The following is a 21,310-nucleotide window of genomic DNA, read 5'->3' on the forward strand; positions in this document are numbered from 1 at the left end:
CGGCTCTTCTGCCAGCTCAGGCCCGCCTCGTGCAGGGTGCGCGCGATGGTGAACCGGCTCACCTGCGGCAGGCCGTCCGGGGCTTGGCGCAAGGCCTTCTGCAGCAGGCTCAGCGACCAGGTCGCGGTGCCGTCCTGCTCGCGCTGCGGCGCTCGCGCCCATTCGGCCAGGATGCGCTGCTGCGCGTGAGCCCCATAGCGGATCCGTGGCCCGCCACCGTGGTGCGGGCGCACGGCGGCCAGGCCCTCGCGGTTGAAGCGACTGACCCAGGCCGAGATGGTCTCGTTGTGGCCGCGCCCGACGAGATGGGCGGCGGCGGTGTAGCTGGCGCCTTCGGCAATCGCCAGCAGGGCACGGGCACGGTCGACTTCAGCGGCAGGAGTACTCTGGGAGCGGCTCAGGCGGGTGAGTTCTTTGCGCTCGTCTACGGTGAGCGGGCGTAGTGGATCTTTCTGGTGGCGCGACATGGGGCACCTCGCAACACGAGGATCACCATGCCACTATACCATATCCGACAGCAGACGACCCACTAGTGCACCGTATTGTTCAGCATCAGGGAATGGAGAAGCCTGCCTCGAGGACACACGATATCGAGGCGCCAACCGGACCAATCTTCAATCTCGGCGCCGATCTCCTGGCGCAGTTCGGTGATGGCAAGGAGAGCTTGTGCCTTGGCACTCTCCAAGTCATGAACTTCGATCCCCGAATTGTCGACGATCTCTTCATGATCGTTCACAAGGTGAAAGAAACAGCGCATGTCGTGACCGTCACCCACACGAACAGGATGAAGTCTGCTAACGTTTTTTCACAGCGAAGTGAAGAGATCTTACGCAGCGGAACATCATTCATCTCTGGTCGGTGCTTCGCCTACGGGATCGAAACTATCCAAAGCAACCCAGCCGATATCAACTCGTGCGACAGGTACGAGATAAGCGCGCCCGCCCTCGAGCCGTTCGATCCGGCAGGTAATCGCCCTCTGGTCTCCTGGAGGACGATACACCACCGTGGCTCCCACTTGGATTCCACCGGAATCGCCCAAGTTCGCCCGCACCGGCGATGACACGTTCTCCAAAGGCTGGGACGAGGGGCCATCGCCATGACCGGCCCGGACTCTGTCAAGAGCAGCAATCGCCAGTCTCGCCCGGTCCCGGTATCGTTCGCTCACCGATCTCAGGAGAGTGCCGCGTGTGCGCCCTGGATACCACGAGGTTCCGCCAGCCTTTGCCAGCTCTTCTGCAACGGCTTCAATTTCTTCCTCTGTCACACTCGCCCCCGGACTTCGTACGCCACCCGTGAGAATCATTGCACGATCTGATTGAAGAGTAATTAACGCAAAGTAATGTGCGATTGTACTTTCAGAAATGGCCAACCACTAGAACTTTAGTACTCAGATCGGCATTCCGTCTGTTCGTACCCGTTATTCTTGGTATCAGTTCTTTGTCTTGGAGCCATAAACGGCCCGAACTGCATCAGAGCGATGCCACATGGATGAGTTCATCGCTTTCGTCCGTCACGGCGACCGTCCAGCAATAGACCGGATCGCTCGCTTGCAGATCACCACGCAGTTCTATCGCGGCCCTGTCGGCAGCGCCCCTGGCAATGGCGGGATCGGGCAGATCGATTCCTTCCTGATCCCAGATGAACTGGTCTCGGGAGCGGAGATGGAAAAAGTAGCGGGGCATGTCGTTCCCCTCCATCACGGCGATCACTTCATGATGTTGGAATACTCTCATGCACTGCATCCCTGCGAAGCAAAGATGCACACTACACAGAAAGAACGAATACGATCCGCCCTGCTTCGTCGGTAATGACGGTTGTTCTATTGGGCAGGGCCTCAATGAAACTCAGCACACGTTTCCAGGAAGCATGGGCAGCCTGGGCCTCGGATCCTCGCGCGGTTCTCAGGTTCGGCAGATCGACACCGTCTCGATCCGGTATGAAATAGTCTCCGACCTGTACATGGAAATGATAGCGGGGCATGCGCGCTCCTGACACCCCCGGCTATAGACTACACGTCCGGAGCTTAAGCGCTTTAACACAGGTTACGGGAGGGGTGATTTAGGACAGCCTTCGAGGAAACGCGCGGCATCGCCTTCCCAACTTATCCCATCCAATTTTTTGACTTGGCCCGCTCAGGCCGCGATGACGATGTTCCGACCACCGCGCTTTGCCCGGTACAGCGCCGCATCGGCGCGCCGGAGCAGCGTTCCGGCATCGACGCCCGTTCCCGAGACGCAGCCGACGCTGACGGTGACCCGGTCTAGCCCGCCGAGGGTGTCGGCACCGGCTGCCGAAAAGGCATGTCGGACCCGATCCGCCAGGAGAGCGGCCTCCCCCGAGACCAGCGGCAGGATGGCCCCGAACTCCTCGCCGCCGAGCCGGCCGAAGGTGCCCTCTGGCAGGTGCCTCGCCAGAAGCTCGCCGAAGACCGTGAGGATCCGGTCGCCGGTATCGTGGCCGTGGCGGTCGTTGATGGCCTTGAAGTTATCGAGGTCGAACAGCAGGCAGCTGACAGAGCTGTTGCCGCTCCGAGCGAGCAGCCGGGACGCGTTCTGCATGAAGGCGCGCCGGTTTGGAACGCCCGTCAGCGGGTCGACCAGAGCCGCCTGTTTGTACTCGAACTCGACGCTCTCCTTGGCCATGGACAGGAACGTGAAGGCGAGGCTCGGGCCGAACACGACCAAGAGAAGTGCCATGGATGGTGACCAGCGATGGGCCAAGGCATCGATCCAGGGAACGGAGGTCGGCGCGAGAGCAATCCCTATGCGGGATAAATTAAACGTCGCAAGACCCAGAAGAAGCACCAGCGCAACGCGCGAGGAGGCCAAAGGCCGTGACGCGTACCGCCCCAGTTCCCAGGCCGAGAGGATCGAATAGGCAAAGGTAAGCAGCGACACGAGAAGCAAACGCTGGCTCTGTGAGGCGTAGATGAAGGGAAAGGCACCGAGCCAGATCGCAGCCCCGGCGAGCGGAGCCGCCAGGGGAACGGAGCGCCCGTTGAAGACGCGACAGCCCGTGTAGAGGGCGCCGTAGCAAAGCAGGCCCAAGGCGTTCGCCACGAGCAGAATCGAATAAGCGGGCTGCCCCTGCCGGATATTGGCCGACCCAATCCCAACGGCGATCAGCCAGAATGCGCTCCCCCACCAGGCGAGTGCCCTGACCCTCCGGTTCAATGCCCAGGAGAACAGCAGCAATGTTCCCAGCGCGGCCGAGAGCAGCACGAAGGCGACGGTAAGCGTGGCAGGATCAAGGACCATCGAAGCGGCTGCCGTGGAGTTCGACCAGACGGTCGCAGACGAATTCCCACGACCCATTCCGCAAGGGAATGCATACCTACCGCTATCCCTCATCCTCCCGGCGATGTCCAGAACCCAGACCTGCGGCGGATCGGGGCGGCGCAACACCCCGGCCCCCCGGAACGAAGGTTCGGACGAGGCATTCTTCTCAAACCACACCGGAGAGGGAAAACCATGGGCATGTACCATCGTCACGGCGTCCAGAGCACGGCGGCCATCGCCGGCCACCCACTGCATCATATGTTGATCGCCTTCCCGGTCGCATTCCTGATCGGGGCCTTCGGAACCGACATCGCCTTCATGGCGGCCCAGGATCCCTTCTGGGCCCAGGTTTCATACTGGCTCCTCATCGCCGGCATCGTCACCGCCCTCGTGGCGGCGATTCCTGGCCTGATCGATTTCGTAACCATCAACCGGGTGCGCAATCTGTGGGTGTCCTGGGCCCATATGGCGGCCAATCTCGTGGTAGTCGCGCTGGCTCTCATCAATGTCGGTGTCCGCTTGAGCGATCCGGCGGCAGGCGCACAAGGCTGGGGCATCTGGCTCTCGGGCATTCAGACCGCGTTGCTCCTGTTCAGCGGGTGGCTCGGCGGCGAACTCGCCTACCGCTATGGCATCGGCGCGATCCGGGATTACGGCCCCAAGGCTGAGCAGTTTCACGTCGAGGTGGACCGCCCGGACATCGCGGCCTCCTATGGCCGGCGCAGCGGATCGGACCGGGCTTGAGCCTGGCGGCGCAGCGCCTTGCCATGACGGGATAGGGGCCGCTACACTCGAGCTCATCATGAAGCGGCATGTCTTCGCTCTCGCTCTTTCAGGACTTGTGCTGGCAGGTCAGGTGCAAGCTGCCTCGTCCTGCCCTCCCGGCTTCGCCATGCTGCAAGCCTCCGACACCTGCGTACGCATCAGCGGACAGGTACGGAGCGAGACGCTGGTCGGCCCGTCGCGCCAGCGCGCCTCCGATTCCTTCCAGACGCAGGCCGGCGGCCGCATCCGTCTGGACGTGAGAAAGCAAACGGAATACGGCCCCGTTCGGGCTGTCATCTCCGTCGGAAATCTGGGCGTTAAAGAAAAGAGCGCCCGAGGCGCTCTTTCTACTCAGTACCCGTAATCGTAATACTCTTCCTGGTAATAACTCCGTCGCGGAGCCTCATAGGTTCTGTAATAGGGCCTGTCATAGGTCCGGTATGCGGGCCGGGCCGTGGCTGCCAGGGCTCCGCCGAGGATCGCGCCGGTCACGCCGGCCGCAATGGCGGCATTGTTGTTGCCCCGCCGCTGAACATAGTAACGCGGCGCGCCATGATTCTTGTAATGCCCATAGGCATGTCCTTTGCCCTTGCCGGGCCGGGCATCGGCTGCCCCGGTGAAGGACGTCGCAGCCAAGAGCGCTACGCTGATCGTCACCATAAGCTTCTTCATCGTCAGACTCCTGAACTCAATGGGAGGCGGGCGAGCGGGAGAAGGAGCCGTCGATCAGGCTCCCCCCCTTTGTCGCGGCGATTACTGGTTCGAGCCGTTACTCTGCGACGAGGAACCGCCCTGCTGCAGGCGCGTATTGGTCGAACCGCTGGAGTTCGACGTGTTGCCGCTCGTGTTACCGTTCATCTCCATCCGGCTGCGGGTCGAGACGGAACCGGTCGTATCAGGCGCGCCCGAGCGCGTCCGGCTGGTCGAGACATTCACGTCGTTGGAGCGGCGCTGCTCCACGGACACGCCCACGCTCGGGGAAGTGTCCTGCGTCCGGCGAACCGTCGTGCGGCTCCGCACGGAAACGCTCGGCTCGTTGACCTCCTCATAGCGGCGCACGGTCCGGCGACGGACCTCCACCGGCTGCTCCTCGACCACGTGATAGCGACGCTTCGTCGACACGACCTTGTTGGTTCGCTTCGTCTTCTTCACCGCGACTTTCTTGGCGGGCTTCTTCTTCACCACGGTGCGATGGATCTCGGTGCTGGGCTCTTCATAGGTCGACACGCTGCGGCGGCGCGTTACCGACACGCTCGGCTCATCGATCTCGTGGACGGTGCGGGAGCGAACCGACACGCCGGAGCGCTCGCGCGTCTCGATTCCGACGCGTGCGCCGGTGTCCTGGCGGCTGCCGACATTGACCTGCGCACCGGAGGTTTCGCTGCGCGTCGCACCCGTGGTTTGGGTCTGCGCCCGGTCGGTGCTGCCGGACTGGCTGCGCAGCAGCGTATTCGAACCGGAGGAGGTCTGAGAACTCGTGCTGGTGTTCGTATTCGTCTGCGTCGAAGTCTGTGCGTAAGCCGCGCTGCTCAACAAGAGAAGGGCGGCGCCGAGAGCAATTTTCTTCACGGAACGATCTCCACAATAGTAAAGCTGGGAGATGAACGCCAACAGTCAGAGACTGTTCCCAACAACTTTAAGTAACAGGTTTTATACGATTTTTACCGGCTGAAGATGAACAGACGTTCAAGATTCGACGCTTCGGCATCTCCCAAGAAAGAACCCATGAAGCAGGCAACCGAACGCCCAACAAAATCTTTACCCTTTTCCTGAATGCTGATCCCAGCGGGCATACAGCTCAAATTCACGTTCATCGTCCTAGCTTGACGATATCGGACGTTCATCGGGAACAGCGCAGCCATGGCAGTTTTTCAGGCTTTCAACGCAGCGGGTGTCGGCTTCGACATGTCCAGCACCAGCAGCTCAGGCTGGGCGTTCATCGGGGCCAATCCCTCCGTGACGACGGATCGCGTCCACGACAACGGCACGGTCGCCGAGTACGAGGTCTATGGCAGCACGCTCGTGGATTACTTCACCGCCCGATATTGGAGCGACGGATACACGGTCATCATCGATGACCTCTTTTACGAGAACCACGGCGCGGACATCCTGACCATCCAGGACCTCGATCTTTATACGACGGTCGACGCGCTCCAGGGCTATGCCTGGTACGTGAACCTGAACGGGGGCCACGATACGTTCCACGGCAACGATTACGACGATCTCATCCGTGCCGGAACGGGCAACGACGTGGTGTATGGGTATGACGGCGACGACATCGCCTACGGAGATGCGGGTGCCGACGCGCTCTATGGGGACTGGGGCGACGACGACCTGTATGGCGGTACAGGTCGCGATACCCTGGCCGGCGGGGCCGGCAGCGACTATCTCAACGGCGGCGCAGACAGCGATCAGCTGACCGGCGGCACCGGCAAGGACTACTTCGTCTTCGACACGCGGCCATCCAAGAACAACGTCGACCGCATCGTCGACTTCCGGCCCGTGGACGATACGATCATGCTCGACAACCAGGTCTTCACGCGGGTCGGGCGGGACGGATGGCTTTCGGGCGGCGCCTTCACCACCGGCTCCGGCGCCAGGGATTCCTCCGACCGGATCATCTACAACAAGCAGACTGGCGCCCTGCTCTACGATGCCGACGGCATCGGTGGCGCCGCAGCCATCAAGTTCGCGCAGCTCAGCTCGGGACTCTCGCTGACGAAAGCGGACTTCTTCGTTCTATAGTCGAGAGCTCGGGCATCGCTCCCGAAACCTGGATCCTTCCCCGCCACGTGCAAACGGCCCCGTTTTCGGGGCCGCTTTCCGTTCGGGGGCCGCAGCCATTCGTCGCTCGCAACACGGTTAACGTGGCATTAGGTCGGTATGCTACTAAAGCATAACAGACCTACATTATTACCACTCGTCTTTTGCACTGCACACACTTATATCCGCACTGCAAACGCAAGAACAAAGGCCACCGGTCATAGGGGCCGGTCACTTCTCAGGAGCTTCCCATGTTCGTTACCTACATCCTTTCCAAAGTCCGCGCTTATATGCGTTATCGCGAAACCGTCCGCGAGCTGTCCCTGCTTTCGGACCGCGAGCTCGACGATCTCGGCATCTCCCGCTTCCAGATCGACAGCATCGCTCGCCAGAACGCCGTCGCGTAAATTTACGCTGCATCGCAGCAAAAGGCCCTAGCCCGCCCTCCGGCGGGCTTTCGCTTGTCTGGAGCCTCGCTTCCGGATCCTCAGCGGCCGCCCGAGACCGGGATGTTGGCGCCAGTGATGTAGGATGCGGCGTCCGACATCAGGAACAGTACGGCCTCGGCGATCTCCTCGGGCTCCCCGATCCGGTTGAGGGGAATGAAGGGGCGGAGGCGGTCCAGGCGGCCGACATCCTGGGTGCTGCGCTCGTGGATGTCCGTCTTCGTCATGCCAGGCGAAACCGCATTCACCCGAATGCCCTCGCCTGCCAGCTCCTTCGCCAGTCCCACGGTCAGCGAGTCCACGGCTCCTTTCGAGGCCGCATACCAGACATACTCGTTCGGGCTCCCAAGCGAAGCCGCCACCGACGAGATGTTGACGATGATGCCGCCTGCCCCGCCGCGGCTTGTGGAGAGCCGCCGCGCCGCCTCGCGCGCCACCCAGATGGCACCCATGACGTTCACGTCCATGCAGGTGCGGATCGTCTCGGCCGATGCCTGATCCAGTCTGCTGGACTTGCCCGTGATTCCCGCATTGTTGACCACATGCGCGATGGGACCCAGGGCCGCTTCAGCCTCGTCGAACACGCGCACCACGTCACCCTCGACCGCCACGTCGCCTTGGCAGGAAACCGCAGCCGCCCCCGATGTCCGGCAGGCGGCGAGCACCTGCTCGGCCGCATCCCGCTCGGACCGGTACGTGATGGCGACATCGTAACCGCGCGCCGCCGCAAGCTGCGCCACCGCAGCCCCTATGCCGCGGCTTCCACCTGTAATAAGGACGACGGGACGCTTGGATTGCATGGGGTTCTAGCCTTTCCGACGGCACATCGTGCGGAATAGGATTCAGCCTTTCCGCTCCGAGCGACACATGAACTGAAAATCAGCATCGTGCAGATCCCGAAAGTGGTCTCCGCTTTCGAATCCGATGCTTTCGTGAAGCGGCTCAGCTTGACCAGGGGTTTCCAGGGAGTCAACAAAGCCGCTCGGGAGAATGACCATGAGCACCATCGAACCCATTCACGTCATCGGCGGCGGCCTCGCCGGTTCGGAAGCGACCTGGCAGATCGCCCAGGCCGGTGTGCCAGTCGTCCTCCATGAGATGCGCCCGGTGCGCGGCACGGATGCCCACAAGACGGAAGGTCTTGCCGAGCTCGTCTGCTCGAACTCCTTCCGCTCGGACGATGCCGAGACGAATGCCGTCGGTCTGCTGCACCAGGAAATGCGCAGCCTCGGCTCCCTGATCATGGCGAAGGGTGACGCCAACCAGGTCCCGGCCGGCGGCGCGTTGGCCGTCGACCGCGACGGCTTCTCCGATGCCGTGACGGCGGCGCTCGAAGCGCATCCGCTCGTCACCATCGAGCGCGGCGAGATCGCCGGCCTGCCCCCGGAGGAATGGTCCTCCGTGATCGTCGCCACCGGTCCCCTCACCTCGCCGGCCCTGGCCGAGGCGATTCTGGGCCTGACGGGCGAGACGTCGCTGGCGTTCTTCGACGCCATCGCGCCCATCGTCTATCGCGAGTCCATCAACATGGACATCGCTTGGTTCCAGTCGCGATACGACAAGGTCGGGCCTGGCGGCACCGGCAAGGACTACATCAACTGCCCCATGACACGAGAGCAGTACGACGCCTTTGTCGACGCCCTGATCGCCGGCGACAAGACCGAGTTCAAGGAGTGGGAGGCCGACACTCCCTATTTCGACGGCTGCCTCCCCATCGAGGTCATGGCCGAGCGCGGCCGGGAAACCCTTCGCCACGGGCCGATGAAGCCCGTTGGCCTGACCGATCCACGCAATCCCGACAGGAAGCCCTACGCGATCGTGCAGCTGCGCCAGGACAATGCGCTTGGCACCCTGTTCAACATGGTCGGCTTCCAGACCAAGCTGAAATATGGCGCGCAAGGCGACATCTTCCGCATGATCCCCGGTCTGGAGAATGCCGAGTTCGCACGGCTCGGCGGCATCCACCGCAACACCTATCTCAACTCGCCCAAGCTCCTCGACCCGACCCTTCGCCTGAAGGCGATGCCGCGCCTGCGCTTCGCCGGCCAGATCACCGGCTGCGAGGGCTATGTGGAAAGCGCCGCCGTGGGCCTGATGACCGGCCGCTTCGCCGCCGCCGAGCGGCTCGGCCGACCGATCCAGCCCCTGCCGCACACCACGGCCCTCGGCGCCCTGATCAATCACATCACGGGCGGCCACATCGAGACCATCGACGAGGGGCCGCGCTCCTTCCAGCCGATGAACGTCAATTTCGGACTGTTCCCACCGCTCGCCCAAGCGCCGAAGTCCGAGGACGGGAAGCGCCTGCGCGGCCCGGCCAAGGCCGTCGCCCGCAAGAAGGCGCTGACGGACAGGGCAAGGGCCGATCTGGCAGCCTGGATGTCCGGCACCGCACTGCCCGAGGCGGCGGAGTGAGGGCCCGATCGGCCTGATCCAGGAAGACGCACGGTTTTACAGGCGGGGCGTTCAAATCGTCCCGCCTCTCTGGGCATGGCTTACGTTTCGTTATATAGTTGAATCGCCCTTGAGGAGGTTCAACAGTGAAACGCACGATCCTGGTTGGCTTGATGGTCGCCTTCGGCCTCTCGCCTGCCCCCTACGGTCAGGACGACACGAAGCCAAAGCAAGAGCTGAAATGCGACCCCAACCCGGCGCCTGGAGAAGCGCCCAAGAAGATCCAATACCGCCACAACGGCAAGACCTATATCGAGTACTGCTCGTTGGGTAAGAAGCACGTTATCGTCGATCATGGCCAGAACGGCTGATCGCCGCTTGAGACCTGTGCTCGATCCTCAGAATGGCCCGCGCCAAAGCGCCCAGATTCGGCGCCATTGCGGCAGGTCCACCGGCGTGTGGAACGGATCGTAATCCCGCCGCTCCATGGCCTTGAGATAGGGCTCGACCAAGGCAAGTGGTTGGAACGCGGGCTTCGCAGAAGCCGGAATGGTGGTTCGCAGCCGGCGCGTCTGTTCGAGATGCCGGCGCGCAACGGCGCGGAGATCGGCGAGAGCGCGTTCGAGCCCCGGACCGCCGCGTCCGGTCACGATGTCCTCCCGCACCACGCCGTGGCGGGTGAGGATGTCGGCGGGGATGAAGACCTGTCCCTGTCGCGCATGATGCGGAAAGGCGCGCAGGAGACCGGTGATCGCATAGGCGACACCCGCGTGACCGGCAGCATCCGCCGTACCGGGGTTTGAGCCGTTGGCGAGGATGAGGCTCGCGAGCTGGATCAGGCTGGACGACGTCTCGCCGCAATAACCCTCGAGATCGTTTAAGGAAGGCATCGGGTCATCGTACAGATCGAAGATCCGGGCATCGATCAGGTCGACGAAGGATTGCCGCGGCAGACGGAACTGCACGATGGTGTCGTCGAGAGCGGCAGCAACCGGATTGGCGCGCACGTCCCCCCTCGCCTCGCCTTGAAGAGCGTCGCGCCACCATTGCAGGCGTATCTCGCCGACGAGCGCCTCGCGCACGGCCTCGCGAACGCGCGAGACCTCGAAGTTGAAGGCATAGAGCGCGTGGAGATGCGGACGCTTGTCGGCGGGCGCGAAGAGGCTGGCCCAGTAACGGTCCGGATCGGCCTCGCGCACGAGCGCTTCGCAATGGGCGAAGTTCGAGATTGCCTCTGCCATATCAGGGGACGGCGATCAGCGCCGCGGCCACCTTGCGGTTCTCGGCCAGCAGGATGTTGTAGGTGCGCGCGGCGGCGCCCGTCTGCATCACGTCGAGACCGATCCCTGCTTCACGGAACCGGGTGCGGAACGCACCTGGGATCGCCGCGATGTCGGCCCCCGTGCCGAGGAGAAGGAGATCGATGGAATCGGCCTCGGCGAAGATCGGGTCGAGCGTCTCGTCCGTGAGCTCAGCCACGGCGTTCACCGGCCACGCCCTGATGCCCGACGGCAGGGCGAGCAGCGAACCCCGGTGGGACATGTCCGCGAAGCGGAAGCCACCATTGCCATAGGCATCAAACGGATGGCGTCCCGGAAGGAAGCCATCATAGAGGCGACCATTGCTCATGGCCCTACTCCGCTGCGGCGGCCCGGCCCTCCGGCACCTTGACGCTCTCCGACCCGCGCAGGCCGATATAGATCAGCATGGGGGACGAAATGCAGATGGCCGAATAAGTACAGATGACGACACCATAGAGCATGACCTGTGCGAAGCCCTGGATCGCCTGTCCACCGAAGAGGACGAGCGCCAGCAGCGAGAGCGCAGTGGTCACCGCCGTCATGATCGTACGGGACATGGTGTGGTTGATCGACAGGTTCAGAAGCTCTTCGGCCGGCATCGTCTTATAACGGCGCATCAGCTCACGGGTTCGGTCGAACACCACCACGGTCTCGTTGAGCGAATAGCCCACGATGGTCAGGATCGCCGCGATGGACGTCATGTTGAACTCATGACGGGTGATCACGAAGAAGCCGATGGTGAGCACGATGTCGTGCAGCGTGCCAATGATGGACGCAACCGCCAGCTCGCGCTCGAAGCGGAACCAGAGATAGAACAGCACCGCGATGACCGATAGCACGACGCCGATGGTGCCGGACTGCACGAGCTCTCCCGACACGCGTGGACCGACCGTCTCGACGCGGCGGAAATCGTATTCGTTGCTGAAGGTGTCGCGGGCCTTCTGCACCACGGCCGTCTGCGCGGACTCGCCGCCGGCCTGGATCGGGAAGCGGAGGGAAACCTCGCCGCCCGTGCCGAACTCCTGCACCTCCACGTCGCCGAAGCCGAAGCCTTCGGCCGTCTGGCGGATCTGGGCGACATTGGCCTGGCCGGACTTGGCCTGGATCTCCATGAGCGTGCCGCCCTTGAAGTCGATGCCGAAGTTGAGGCCGATCGTCACGAGCACGATCGCCGTGGCGACGGAAATGACGGCGGACAGCGGGAACGAGAAGCGCCGCAGGCGCATGAAGTCGAAGTGGGAGTTTTCGGGCCAGAGGCGAATGAGGCGCACGATACGCACTCCTTAGAACGGAAGGACTTTGGGACGCATCCACTGATACCAGAGCGCGATCATCATGCGCGTCAGGGTGACTGCGGTGAGCACGGTCGTCAGGATGCCGAGAATGAACACGACGGCGAAGCCGCGCACGGGGCCGGAGCCGAGGAAGAACAGGATCAGGGCCGCAATGGCCATGGTGCTGTTGGAATCGACGATGGTGGCGAAAGCCCGGTCGAAGCCCGCCTGGATGCCCGATACGATGGAACGTCCGGAACGCACCTCTTCGCGGATGCGCTCGTAGATGAGCACGTTCGAGTCCACCGCCGTGCCGATGGTGAGCACGATGCCCGCGATGCCCGGCAGGGTCAGCGTGGCTTCAAGCACCGACATGAGGCCGAAGATGAGGCCCACGTGGACGAGGAGCGCGATGTTCGCGATCAAACCGAAGACGCCGTAGGTCGCGAACATGAAGATCACGACGAAGATGGCCGCCACATAGGTCGCCATCTTGCCGGCCTGGATGGAATCGCGGCCGAGGCCCGGACCCACCGTACGCTCTTCGACGATCGTGAGCTTGGCAGGCAGGGCGCCGGAGCGCAGCAGAACCGCCAGGTTGTTGACCTGCTCGACGGTGAAGCTGCCGGAGATCTGACCGGAGCCGCCGGTGATCGGCGACTGGATCGTCGGCGCCGAGATCACCCGGTTGTCGAGCACGATGGCGAGCTGACGGCCGAGATTCTCCGTCGTCGCCTGACCGAAGCGCTGGGCGCCGCGGATGTTGAAGCGGAAATTGACGATGGGCTGGCGCGTCTGGCTGTCGAAGGCCGGCTGCGCATCCGTCAGGTCGCCGCCTTCGGCAATCACCCGGCGCTCGACCGGAACGCGCTGACCGCCCGCATCTTGCATGGGGAGCATATCGACGTCGGTCGCGCCCGGCTGAGCCAGCAGGCGGAATTCGAGATTGCCGGTTTCACCCAGAAGCGCCTTCAGCTGCTGCGGATCCTGCAGGCCCGGAACCTGGACGAGAACGCGGTCGGCGCCCTGGCGCTGAATGCTCGGCTCCGTCGTGCCGGTGGCATCGATACGTCGACGGACGACTTCGATGGATTGGTCGACGGCGCGGCGCACGCGCTCGTTGATGCCGGCATCCGTGTAGGTCAGCGTGATCACGCCATCCGGTGTCGTGCTGATCTGGACGGCATTGCCGCCGCTCTGGCCCAGCATGGCATTGCCGATGGGCTGCGACAATTCCCTCAGGCGCGGCATGAGCCGCTCGCGGTCGGCGGCATCCGGCACGCGAATCTGCACGCCCCGCTGAACGGTCTGGATGCCGTTCTGAGACGACACGCGGGTATCGCGCAGGATGCGGCGGACGTCGTCACGCAGGAGTGTGATCTGGCCGCGCAACAGGTCCTGCGCATCGACCTCTAGGAGGACGTGGGAGCCGCCCTGTAGGTCGAGGCCCAGCACGATGGCGCGGGACGGAACGAGCCAGGACGGGACCCAGCTCGGAATGGCATTCAGGTAGGCCTGACGCTGCTCGCGATTCATCGTGCTCGGAACCGCAAGAAGCAGGCCGATCACAATGATCGCCATGGTGGCGATGATCTTCGACCTCGAGAAGCGCAGCATCGTCAGCTCAACCTTTCTCACACACCCTGCCGCATTTGCTCTGCGGCGAACCGGCCCATGTCGGATACGTCGAGGGCCGGCTTCTTTTCACATCAAGCCTTGACCGGCTCGCTCTTGGAGCGGACCTCGGAGATCATGGCCCGGGCCACCTTCACCTTCACGCCGTCGGCAATCTCGACTTCGATGTCATTCGAATCCTCGAGGACCTTCGTGACCTTGCCGATGATTCCGCCCGAGGTGACCACCGTATCGCCACGGCGCACGTTCTTGATCATCTCCTGGTGGGTCTTCACCCGGCGCTGCTGGGGCCGGATGATCAGGAACCACATGATCACGAATATGAGGATGAACGGAACGAATTGAAGGATCATCTCCGTTCCGCCCCCGGCGGGGGCCCCTTGTGCGAAGGCAGGTGAAATGAACAAGCGGCTCTCCATGGATAAAGGCGCGTGGCAGGCCCGTTTTGGGCCCACCCGCGCCGGACGGGATTACAAAGCGTGGCGGACTATACCCATCGACTCGCCGAAATCAATGAAGTTCAAGGCCTTTCCCAAGGCTCCTGCACGGTCGAGGTCCTCTCTTTCATGGACCGGATAGCCATTTTCGCGCTAAGCACGGCATCCTCACTATTTCTTGAAGCCGAAAATTCATGCCCGCCGATCTGAACTCTCCCGAATCCCTGGCGCTTTTGACGCGGATCGCCGATGCCCTGGAGCGCCTCGTCCCCACCGGCACGGCCCACGCCGACTTCAAGGAGGCCGACGCCTTCGTCTGGCAGGCCGCCGGGCGCAGGCTCTCGCCGGTTCCGAAGGTCAACCGGGTCGAGATGAGCCTTCTGCGTGGCATCGACCGGGTCCGGGACCAGCTCGCGGAGAACACCCAGCGCTTCGCCAGGGGCCTGCCGGCCAACAACGCCCTCCTCTGGGGCGCCCGGGGCATGGGCAAGTCGTCCCTGGTCAAGGCAGTCCACGCGGAGATCAACCACGCCAAGCCAGCCGACGCGCTTCCCCTCAAGCTGATCGAGATCCACCGGGAAGACATCGAGACCCTGCCGGACCTCATGGGCCTTCTGCGACAGGATCCTCACCGCTTCATCGTCTTCTGCGACGATCTCTCCTTCGATGCTGACGACACCTCCTACAAGTCGCTCAAGGCCGTGCTGGAAGGCGGGATCGAGGGGCGGCCCGACAACGTGATCTTCTACGCCACCTCCAACCGCCGCCACCTGCTGCCGCGCGACATGATGGAGAACGAGCGCTCCACGGCCATCAACCCGGGCGAGGCCGTGGAGGAGAAGGTCTCCCTCTCCGACCGCTTCGGCCTCTGGCTCGGCTTCCACAAATGCAGCCAGGACGAATATCTCGACATGGTCTTCGCCTATGTCGACCATCTCGGCCTGCAGGCGGACCGCGACACCATCCGCGCCGAGGCGCTGGAATGGGCCACGACCCGCGGCGCTCGCTCCGGCCGCACGGCCTGGCAGTTCATCCAGGATCTGGCCGGACGGCTTGGGAAGGCGATCTGAAACGACAAAGGGACGGTGGCTGAGCTCCACCGTCCCCTCATTCGACCGGCCTCTCGATCGAGACCGATCTAAACCATTGGCCCGATCAGCCGCCGAGATGCTTCATCGGGTCGACCGGGGTCGCACCCTTGCGGATCTCGAAGTGGAGCTGCGGCGAGGTCACGTTGCCGGTCTGGCCGGAGGTGGCGATCACCTGACCGCGCTTCACCTGCTCGCCGCGCTTCACGCTGAGCGAGCCGTTATGGGCGTAGGCCGAGACATAGCCGTTCTCGTGCTTGATCAGGACGAGGTTGCCGTAGCCCTTCACCTCGCTGCCCGCGTAGGTCACGGTGCCGGCCTCGGCGGCCTTGACCGGTGTGCCTTCGGGAACGGCGATATTGATGCCTTCATTGCCGCCATTGGCGCCGAACCCGGCGATGACGCGGCCGCGGGCCGGCCAACGGAAATCGCCTGACACGCTAGCGGTCTGCTCGGGCTCCTGCACGGGAGCCTTGGCAGCCTCCGGCTGGGGAGCCGGAGCGACCGGCTGAACGGCGGGTTTCACTTGCTCGGGCTGGGTGAGCGCCGCGACCTTGGGCTGCTCCACGACCGGCTTCGGAGCGGACACGAGAGGCTTGGGCGCGGAGACCAGCGGCTCGTCGGTCGCGGCAGCGACCTGCATCGGCGCGGACCGGGCATGAGCCGGAGCGGACGGAGCGGGAGCCTGGGCCGTCGCGGTCATCCCAGGACGGACGCGCTTCGCCGGCTCGGCAGCGGCGACAGGCGTCGTCGCGGCCGGCACCTTTGACGTATCGACGAGGCGGAACTGGGGACGGCCCGCAGGCTGTGCCGGCGCGGCCTGAGCGACAGGCGCGGGCCGCGCCTGAACCGGAGCGGGAGCAGGAGCGGAGGCGATGCGGGCAGGTTGCGACAGGGGCTGGGACTGCACGGGAGGCAGAGCCTGGGCCTGAACGCTCGGCGTCGGCATCGGCGCAGCCGAGTAGGACGGAGCGGGTTGGGGCGCCATGGAAGCCGTGGTGTCCATGCGCTCGCTCGCCGCGAAGGGGTTCGAGAACGGGTTCTCGGCGAACCGCGCGCTGTCGGTACTGCAGGCCGCTGCTGCACTCCCGATCATCCCCACCAGGGCGATCCGCGACACCGCACCCCAATGCCCAGAACACACACGCAACCGCATCACTCAACCCCAACCGAACGCAACTCGATGGAGCCATTAAAAGCCTGTTCAGGTTAAGCAACGGTTGACGTTGCGCGGATTGTCGTAACCCTGTCCGAAAATATTTCGTTCCGGTCAGAGAGTTGCCGCAATCCCCGTGACGAGGGGTGAGATGCGCAAGGCCGCACCGACCGATTGCGCGAGTTCACCCTCGGTATTGCGCTCGATCCGCACGAGATGCGGCACGCCCTCGATGGCGACGGCCCCCACCAAGCGGCTCCCCGGCCCAAGGAGGGACGTCACGGTCTCCGGGATCTCCGGACAGGCGCCGTTGAGCAGGATGCGATCGAAGCGGTCGCGCACTCGCGCAGCCAAGCCGTCGCCCACTTCGAGGCGGATCTTTCCCGCATCCACGATCTTCAGATGCTGAGCCGCGCTTTCCGCGAGCGTGTTGAAGCGCTCAACGCTCGTGACATCCGCGCCGAGCCTTGCCAGCAACGCGGTCACGTAGCCGCTCCCCGTTCCAACTTCGAGAACGCGCTGACCCGGCTGTACACCGAGCGACAGCAGCATGGCCGCGACCGTGGCAGGACCGGTCATGGTCTGTCCGCAGGGCAGCGGGAGCGCCACATCCGTGCGGGCGAGGTCGGTGAAGCGGCGCGGCGCGAAGACCTCGCGTGGGACGAGTTCCATGGCGCGCAGAAGAGCCGTGTCGCGGATACCTTTGGCGCGCAGGGACAGGATGAAGGACGCAGCGCCGATCGCCTCCTGCTCGTCGCGGGCTTCCGCTTCAGGCAGGAATGGCATGTCCTGGTTCATCGCGCCTGCTCTCTCATCCGCCGAATGCCTGTGCGTAGCGCGTCAGGGTCGGCTCGTCCGTCATGTCGATGCGAAGCGGCGTGACGGCGATGCGCCGGTTGGCGATGGCCCAGAGATCCGTGCCGTTCCCAGGCGTGAACGGGCGGCGCTCGAAGGCGATCCAGAAATAAGGATTGCCGCGCCCGTCCTGGCGCTCGTCGAGACGCAGGAGTTCCTGCGTGCGCTGGCCTTGGTTGACGAGCGCCGTCCCTTCGACCTCATCGGGTTCGCAATCGGGAAAGTTGACGTTGACGAGGATGCCCTTGTCGACGCCCGCCTCGAGGATCCTGCGCACGACCTTGGGGCCGTGATGCTCCGCGCATTGCCAGCGCGGCGCGTTGCGCGTGCCCGGCCCATAGGCCTGCGAGAGAGCGATGGACGGAATACCGAGGATCGTGCCCTCGATGGCGCCGGCCACCGTGCCGGAATAGGTCACGTCCTCCGCCACGTTCTGCCCCCGGTTCACCCCGGAGAGCACGAGGTCGGGCCGCGCGTCCCGCATGAGGTGGCGGACGCCCATGATCACGCAATCGGTCGGCGTGCCCTTCACGGCGAAGTGTCGGCTCGAAACCTCGCGCAGGCGCAAGGGATCGTTGAGCGAGAGCGAATGGGCGACGCCGCTCTGATCGGTCTCGGGCGCGACGACCCAGACATCGTCCGACAGGTTGCGCGCGATGGCCTCGAGAGCCTTCAACCCCGGAGCATGGATGCCGTCGTCGTTGGTGCAGAGAATGCGCATGTCAGGCCTGACGCTCGATGCGCGTCATCCCGCCCATATAGGGCTGGAGCGCAGACGGGATCGTGACGCTGCCGTCCTCGTTCTGGTAGTTCTCCAGAACGGCCACGAGCGTACGCCCGACCGCGAGGCCGGAGCCGTTGAGCGTGTGCACGAAACGAGGCTGCTTCTCACCGGCAGCGCGATAGCGGGCATTCATGCGCCGCGCCTGGAAATCGGAGCAGACCGAGCAGCTCGAAATCTCGCGATACATCCCCTGCCCCGGCAGCCAGACCTCGATGTCGTAGGTCTTGGTCGAGGAGAAGCCCATGTCGCCCGTGCAGAGTGTCATGGTGCGGAACGGCAGTTCGAGTTTCTTCAGCACGTTCTCGGCGCTGGTGAGCATGCGCTCATGCTCGTCGGCTGATGTCTCGGGCGTGGTTATGGAGACGAGCTCGCACTTCACGAACTGGTGCTGGCGGATCATGCCGCGCGTGTCACGTCCGGCGGAGCCCGCCTCGGCCCGGAAGCTCGGGGTGAGCGCGGTGAAGCGCAAGGGCAGCTCTTCCTCGGATAGGATCTGCTCGCGCACGAGATTGGTGAGCGTGACCTCCGCCGTGGGGATCATGCCGTAGCGTGTGTCCTTGACGAGCTTGGCGACCGCGTCACGCGCCTGACCTTCGAGTGCGGCAGCCACGATCTGCTCGAGCGAGTTGCCGGGGAAGGCCCAGAACTGATCGTCCTCGAACTTCGGCAGCTGCGCCGTGCCGAACATGGCGTCGTCCCGCACCAGCAGCGGCGGGTTCACTTCCGTGTAGCCGTGTTCGGTGGTGTGCAGGTCGATCATGAATTGACCGAGCGCGCGCTCCAGGCGAGCCAGGCCGCCTTTCAACACGACGAAGCGCGAGCCGGAGAGCTTGGCCGCCGTCTCGAAGTCCATGAGGCCGAGAGCCTCGCCGATCTCGAAGTGCTGCTTGGCGTTGTTCATGGTCGGCGGCGTGCCGAAGCGGTGACGCTCCACGTTGCCGTGTTCGTCGGCCCCGACCGGCACATCGTCCTTTGGAATATTGGGAATGGCGGCAAGAGCCTCGAACAGCGCCTTCTCGGCATTCCGCTCGCCCTCCTCCAACTCGGGCATCGTCTCCTTGATCCGGGCGACCTCGGCCATCAGCTCCTGGGCCCGGGCTTCGTCCTTTTTGGCCTTTGCCTGGCCGATCTCCTTGGATAGGGCATTGCGGCGCTCGGTGGCGGCCTGCAGGGCGGAAATCGCGGCCTTCCGGGCATCGTCGAGGGCGATGAGCCGAGCGGACAGGGGCTCCATGCCCCGGTTCCGGAGGCCTTGGTCGAAAGCCGCGGGGTTTTCGCGGATGGAACGGATGTCGTGCATGGGATGAGGACCTGCTTCGCCGAGCGGCCCTGCCCTTTCCGACGAGACCGCCCCTTCAACTTATGCCGAGGATGGCGGCCGATGTGGAGTCCTTTCGGCCTCTAACCCTCTGCCGCGCGCGCGGCCTCGGCTTCCGCACGCTTCTTCTCGACCATGGTCACGGAGAAGATGGATGCCTCGTAAAGAAGCAAGGTGGGGATCGCAAGGGCGAACTGGCTGATCACGTCCGGCGGCGTGAGAACCGCGGCCAGCACGAAGACGAAGACGATCGCGTAGCGGCGCTTGTCCTTCAGGAACTGCGAGTCGATGATCCCGGCGCGGGCGAGCAGGGTCAGGACGACCGGCAGCTGGAAGCAGATGCCGAAGGCGAAGATCAGCGTCATGATCAGCGACAGGTACTCGCTGACCTTGGGCAGGAACTCGATGGCAGGGCTCGTGTCCGTCGCCAGCTGCTGCATGCCCACGGAGAAGCGCATGAGGAGCGGCATGGCGATGAAATAGACGCAGGCCGCGCCGATGACGAAGAGGATCGGTGTCGCGAAGAGGTACGGGACGAAGGCCCGCCGCTCGTTCTTGTAGAGTCCCGGCGCCACGAATTTGTAAATCTGGATGGCGATGACCGGGAACGCCAGGAACCCGGCGCCGAAGGCGGCGACCTGAATCTGCGTGAAGAGGTACTCCAGGCCATGCGTATAGACGAGGTGCGCCTTCTCGGGCGAACCGACAGCGAGGACGTAGGGCCAGACGAGCGCGTTGTAGATGTACTTCGCGGCGGCGAAGCAGAGAAAGAACATCACCACGAACGCGACCAGCGCCTTGATCAGGCGCGATCGCAGCTCGGTCAGGTGCTCGATCAGAGGCGCGCGCGAAGCTTCGACCTCATCGTCTTCAGCGGCGGTGGTCATCCGGCTTTCGCGTCCGATTTTACTGGTTTTTCTGAAAGTTGCTCGGCAAGGGCAGCCTGCTGGGCCTCGTATTCGGCCTCCCGTCTCAGAGATTCGGCGATCTCCGTGGCCGGATCGACGCTCGGCGGAAGCGGCAGCTCGACCAGGGGATCGGCAGGTGCCGGCTCACGCCCTTCCACCACCGCTTGAACCGAGGCGTCGGAGGCTGCTTCCTTCACAGGCGTTTCCGGCTCGGGCGCCGTGACCTGATCCGCCGTCACCGGCGGAACATCCTGCTTGGTCTCGGTCTCGGGAGCCTGGACGGCTGGCGCCACGGGCGCTTCGATCGAGGTCTTGAGCTCGTCTCGGATCGTCTGGATGGGGTTGAAGTTCGTATTCCCGACGGAGGAGACGGAGTCGTTCATCCCCTGAAGCTGCTTCTTGACCTCGTCGAGCTCGGCCTCGCGCATGGCCTCGTTGAACTGCCCCTGGAACTCCGCCGCCATGCGGCGAAGCTTCCCTGTCACCTGCCCGACCGTCCGCAGCGCTTTCGGCAGATCCTTCGGGCCGATCACGATCAGCGCGACGGCACCGATCACCATGACCTCACCCCAGCTCATGTCCAACATGACGTGGCCTCGAACCTGCCTCTTAGGTACTCACGCGTACTGACACGCCGCTCCGAGCGGCGGCGCACGAAGCTTAGCCGACCTTGTGGTCCGTCGTTGCGGTGCTCGTCGGAGCGCCGGCCTGATGATCGAGGGTGCGGACGGGCTCGGACGGCTGCACCGGCTTTGCCGGCGTATCGTCCTCGGACATGCCCTTCTTGAAGGCTTTGATACCCTTCGCGACGTCACCCATCATGTCGGAGATCTTGCCGCGTCCGAACAGAAGGACGACGATCAGACCGACGACGATCCAGTGCCAAATACTCGTGCCACCCATGGCAA

Annotated in this window: 28 protein-coding genes; 7 read left to right on the top strand and 21 right to left on the bottom strand. The window is 63.9% G+C overall.

All coding sequences use genetic code 11. The features are described from left to right. The 5 genes from DDF70_RS22650 to DDF70_RS22670 all read right to left on the bottom strand — a co-directional run. Positions 1-467, bottom strand: a 467-nt coding sequence (locus DDF70_RS22650) for a helix-turn-helix domain-containing protein (RefSeq protein WP_114946241.1), incomplete at its 3' end; no start/stop codon positions are given. A 62-nt stretch (positions 468-529) separates the two neighbouring features. Further along, entirely contained in the window at positions 530-757 is a 228-nt protein-coding gene (locus tag DDF70_RS39255; protein WP_114947082.1) for a DUF6894 family protein, read from the bottom strand. Positions 758-1,469: 712 nt separating this feature from the next. Then, positions 1,470-1,733 carry a DUF6894 family protein gene (locus DDF70_RS22665; protein ID WP_162820586.1) on the bottom strand — a complete coding sequence of 88 codons (264 nt, stop codon included), beginning with the start codon at positions 1,731-1,733 and terminating at the stop codon, positions 1,470-1,472. A 31-nt stretch (positions 1,734-1,764) separates the two neighbouring features. Beyond that, positions 1,765-1,980 (bottom strand): DUF6894 family protein, encoded by a 216-nt coding sequence (locus DDF70_RS36845; protein WP_162820587.1) that lies wholly within the window; start codon positions 1,978-1,980, stop codon positions 1,765-1,767. Between the two features lie 152 nt (positions 1,981-2,132). Next, the gene (locus DDF70_RS22670; protein ID WP_162820588.1) at positions 2,133-3,257 is read right to left on the bottom strand and encodes a GGDEF domain-containing protein; all 1,125 of its coding nucleotides are present in this window, start codon (positions 3,255-3,257) and stop codon (positions 2,133-2,135) included. Positions 3,258-3,470: 213 nt separating this feature from the next. Here DDF70_RS22670 and DDF70_RS22675 point away from each other — a divergent pair, with 213 nt between their 5' ends. Together DDF70_RS22675 and DDF70_RS22680 are read left to right on the top strand one after the other, a co-directional pair. Then, complete coding sequence (locus DDF70_RS22675; protein WP_114947120.1) at positions 3,471-4,022, top strand: DUF2231 domain-containing protein; 552 nt, start codon at positions 3,471-3,473, stop codon at positions 4,020-4,022. A gap of 58 nt (positions 4,023-4,080) precedes the next feature. Then, entirely contained in the window at positions 4,081-4,407 is a 327-nt protein-coding gene (locus tag DDF70_RS22680) for a porin (RefSeq protein WP_162820589.1), read from the top strand. Here the strand turns inward: DDF70_RS22680 and DDF70_RS22685 are convergent. From DDF70_RS22685 to DDF70_RS22695, 3 genes are all read right to left on the bottom strand, one after another. Beyond that, a complete protein-coding gene (locus DDF70_RS22685) occupies positions 4,395-4,715 on the bottom strand; it encodes a hypothetical protein (protein ID WP_114947087.1) in 321 nt (106 codons plus the stop codon). The genes DDF70_RS22680 and DDF70_RS22685 overlap by 13 nt on opposite strands. Before the next feature lie 81 nt (positions 4,716-4,796). Continuing rightward, a complete protein-coding gene (locus tag DDF70_RS22690; RefSeq protein WP_114947088.1) occupies positions 4,797-5,612 on the bottom strand; it encodes a hypothetical protein in 816 nt (271 codons plus the stop codon). 92 nt (positions 5,613-5,704) lie between these two features. Beyond that, a complete protein-coding gene (locus DDF70_RS22695; RefSeq protein ID WP_114947089.1) occupies positions 5,705-5,905 on the bottom strand; it encodes a hypothetical protein in 201 nt (66 codons plus the stop codon). Here DDF70_RS22695 and DDF70_RS38795 point away from each other — a divergent pair. Next, complete coding sequence (locus DDF70_RS38795) at positions 5,904-6,788, top strand: calcium-binding protein (protein ID WP_114947090.1); 885 nt, start codon at positions 5,904-5,906, stop codon at positions 6,786-6,788. The genes DDF70_RS22695 and DDF70_RS38795 overlap by 2 nt on opposite strands. A 269-nt stretch (positions 6,789-7,057) precedes the next feature. Further along, the gene (locus DDF70_RS22705) at positions 7,058-7,213 is read left to right on the top strand and encodes a DUF1127 domain-containing protein (RefSeq protein ID WP_114947091.1); all 156 of its coding nucleotides are present in this window, start codon (positions 7,058-7,060) and stop codon (positions 7,211-7,213) included. Between the two features lie 80 nt (positions 7,214-7,293). Here the strand turns inward: DDF70_RS22705 and DDF70_RS22710 are convergent, their stop codons facing one another. Then, on the bottom strand, positions 7,294-8,052 hold the full coding sequence (locus DDF70_RS22710; RefSeq protein ID WP_114947092.1) for a glucose 1-dehydrogenase: 759 nt from the start codon (positions 8,050-8,052) through the stop codon (positions 7,294-7,296). Between the two features lie 196 nt (positions 8,053-8,248). Here DDF70_RS22710 and trmFO point away from each other — a divergent pair, with 196 nt between their 5' ends. Both trmFO and DDF70_RS22720 read left to right on the top strand, forming a co-directional pair. Further along, positions 8,249-9,667, top strand: coding sequence for a methylenetetrahydrofolate--tRNA-(uracil(54)-C(5))-methyltransferase (FADH(2)-oxidizing) TrmFO (gene trmFO, locus DDF70_RS22715; RefSeq protein WP_114947093.1), 1,419 nt, complete (start codon positions 8,249-8,251; stop codon positions 9,665-9,667). Positions 9,668-9,792: 125 nt separating this feature from the next. Then, positions 9,793-10,017, top strand: coding sequence for a hypothetical protein (locus DDF70_RS22720; protein ID WP_114947094.1), 225 nt, complete (start codon positions 9,793-9,795; stop codon positions 10,015-10,017). 27 nt (positions 10,018-10,044) lie between these two features. On the opposite strand, the gene DDF70_RS22725 is transcribed toward DDF70_RS22720, so the two are convergent. From DDF70_RS22725 to yajC, 5 genes are all read right to left on the bottom strand, one after another. Continuing rightward, positions 10,045-10,887 (bottom strand): phytoene/squalene synthase family protein, encoded by an 843-nt coding sequence (locus DDF70_RS22725; RefSeq protein ID WP_114947095.1) that lies wholly within the window; start codon positions 10,885-10,887, stop codon positions 10,045-10,047. Between the two features lies 1 nt (position 10,888). Continuing rightward, positions 10,889-11,275: an Mth938-like domain-containing protein gene (locus tag DDF70_RS22730; RefSeq protein WP_114947096.1), complete on the bottom strand. Its 387-nt coding sequence runs from the start codon at positions 11,273-11,275 to the stop codon at positions 10,889-10,891. A 4-nt stretch (positions 11,276-11,279) separates the two neighbouring features. Next, the gene (gene secF / locus DDF70_RS22735; protein ID WP_114947121.1) at positions 11,280-12,218 is read right to left on the bottom strand and encodes a protein translocase subunit SecF; all 939 of its coding nucleotides are present in this window, start codon (positions 12,216-12,218) and stop codon (positions 11,280-11,282) included. Between the two features lie 12 nt (positions 12,219-12,230). Further along, positions 12,231-13,838, bottom strand: a complete 1,608-nt coding sequence (secD, locus tag DDF70_RS22740) for a protein translocase subunit SecD (RefSeq protein WP_114947097.1) — start codon at positions 13,836-13,838, stop codon at positions 12,231-12,233. A 92-nt stretch (positions 13,839-13,930) separates the two neighbouring features. Further along, positions 13,931-14,263, bottom strand: a complete 333-nt coding sequence (gene yajC / locus DDF70_RS22745; RefSeq protein ID WP_245273005.1) for a preprotein translocase subunit YajC — start codon at positions 14,261-14,263, stop codon at positions 13,931-13,933. A 224-nt stretch (positions 14,264-14,487) separates the two neighbouring features. On the opposite strand from yajC, the gene DDF70_RS22750 reads away from it, so the two are divergent. Then, positions 14,488-15,363 (top strand): ATP-binding protein, encoded by an 876-nt coding sequence (locus DDF70_RS22750; RefSeq protein ID WP_114947098.1) that lies wholly within the window; start codon positions 14,488-14,490, stop codon positions 15,361-15,363. Between the two features lie 85 nt (positions 15,364-15,448). Here DDF70_RS22750 and DDF70_RS22755 read toward each other — a convergent pair whose 3' ends face one another. The 7 genes from DDF70_RS22755 to DDF70_RS22785 form a co-directional block, all read right to left on the bottom strand. Next, positions 15,449-16,537 carry a M23 family metallopeptidase gene (locus DDF70_RS22755; RefSeq protein ID WP_170316110.1) on the bottom strand — a complete coding sequence of 363 codons (1,089 nt, stop codon included), beginning with the start codon at positions 16,535-16,537 and terminating at the stop codon, positions 15,449-15,451. 114 nt (positions 16,538-16,651) lie between these two features. Continuing rightward, positions 16,652-17,335 carry a protein-L-isoaspartate O-methyltransferase family protein gene (locus DDF70_RS22760; RefSeq protein WP_114947099.1) on the bottom strand — a complete coding sequence of 228 codons (684 nt, stop codon included), beginning with the start codon at positions 17,333-17,335 and terminating at the stop codon, positions 16,652-16,654. 13 nt (positions 17,336-17,348) lie between these two features. Continuing rightward, positions 17,349-18,113, bottom strand: coding sequence for a 5'/3'-nucleotidase SurE (gene surE / locus DDF70_RS22765; protein WP_114947100.1), 765 nt, complete (start codon positions 18,111-18,113; stop codon positions 17,349-17,351). Between the two features lies 1 nt (position 18,114). Continuing rightward, complete coding sequence (gene serS / locus DDF70_RS22770) at positions 18,115-19,476, bottom strand: serine--tRNA ligase (RefSeq protein WP_114947101.1); 1,362 nt, start codon at positions 19,474-19,476, stop codon at positions 18,115-18,117. Positions 19,477-19,577: 101 nt separating this feature from the next. Continuing rightward, on the bottom strand, positions 19,578-20,381 hold the full coding sequence (gene tatC / locus DDF70_RS22775) for a twin-arginine translocase subunit TatC (protein ID WP_114947102.1): 804 nt from the start codon (positions 20,379-20,381) through the stop codon (positions 19,578-19,580). Beyond that, positions 20,378-20,989 (bottom strand): Sec-independent protein translocase protein TatB, encoded by a 612-nt coding sequence (gene tatB, locus DDF70_RS22780; protein ID WP_114947103.1) that lies wholly within the window; start codon positions 20,987-20,989, stop codon positions 20,378-20,380. Before tatB ends, tatC begins: the two co-directional genes overlap by 4 nt. Positions 20,990-21,062: 73 nt before the next feature. Then, complete coding sequence (locus tag DDF70_RS22785) at positions 21,063-21,305, bottom strand: twin-arginine translocase TatA/TatE family subunit (protein WP_114947104.1); 243 nt, start codon at positions 21,303-21,305, stop codon at positions 21,063-21,065. Positions 21,306-21,310 lie beyond the last annotated feature (5 nt).

Origin of the sequence: Microvirga calopogonii (assembly GCF_003347665.1) — a bacterium.
Classification (GTDB): domain Bacteria; phylum Pseudomonadota; class Alphaproteobacteria; order Rhizobiales; family Beijerinckiaceae; genus Microvirga; species Microvirga calopogonii.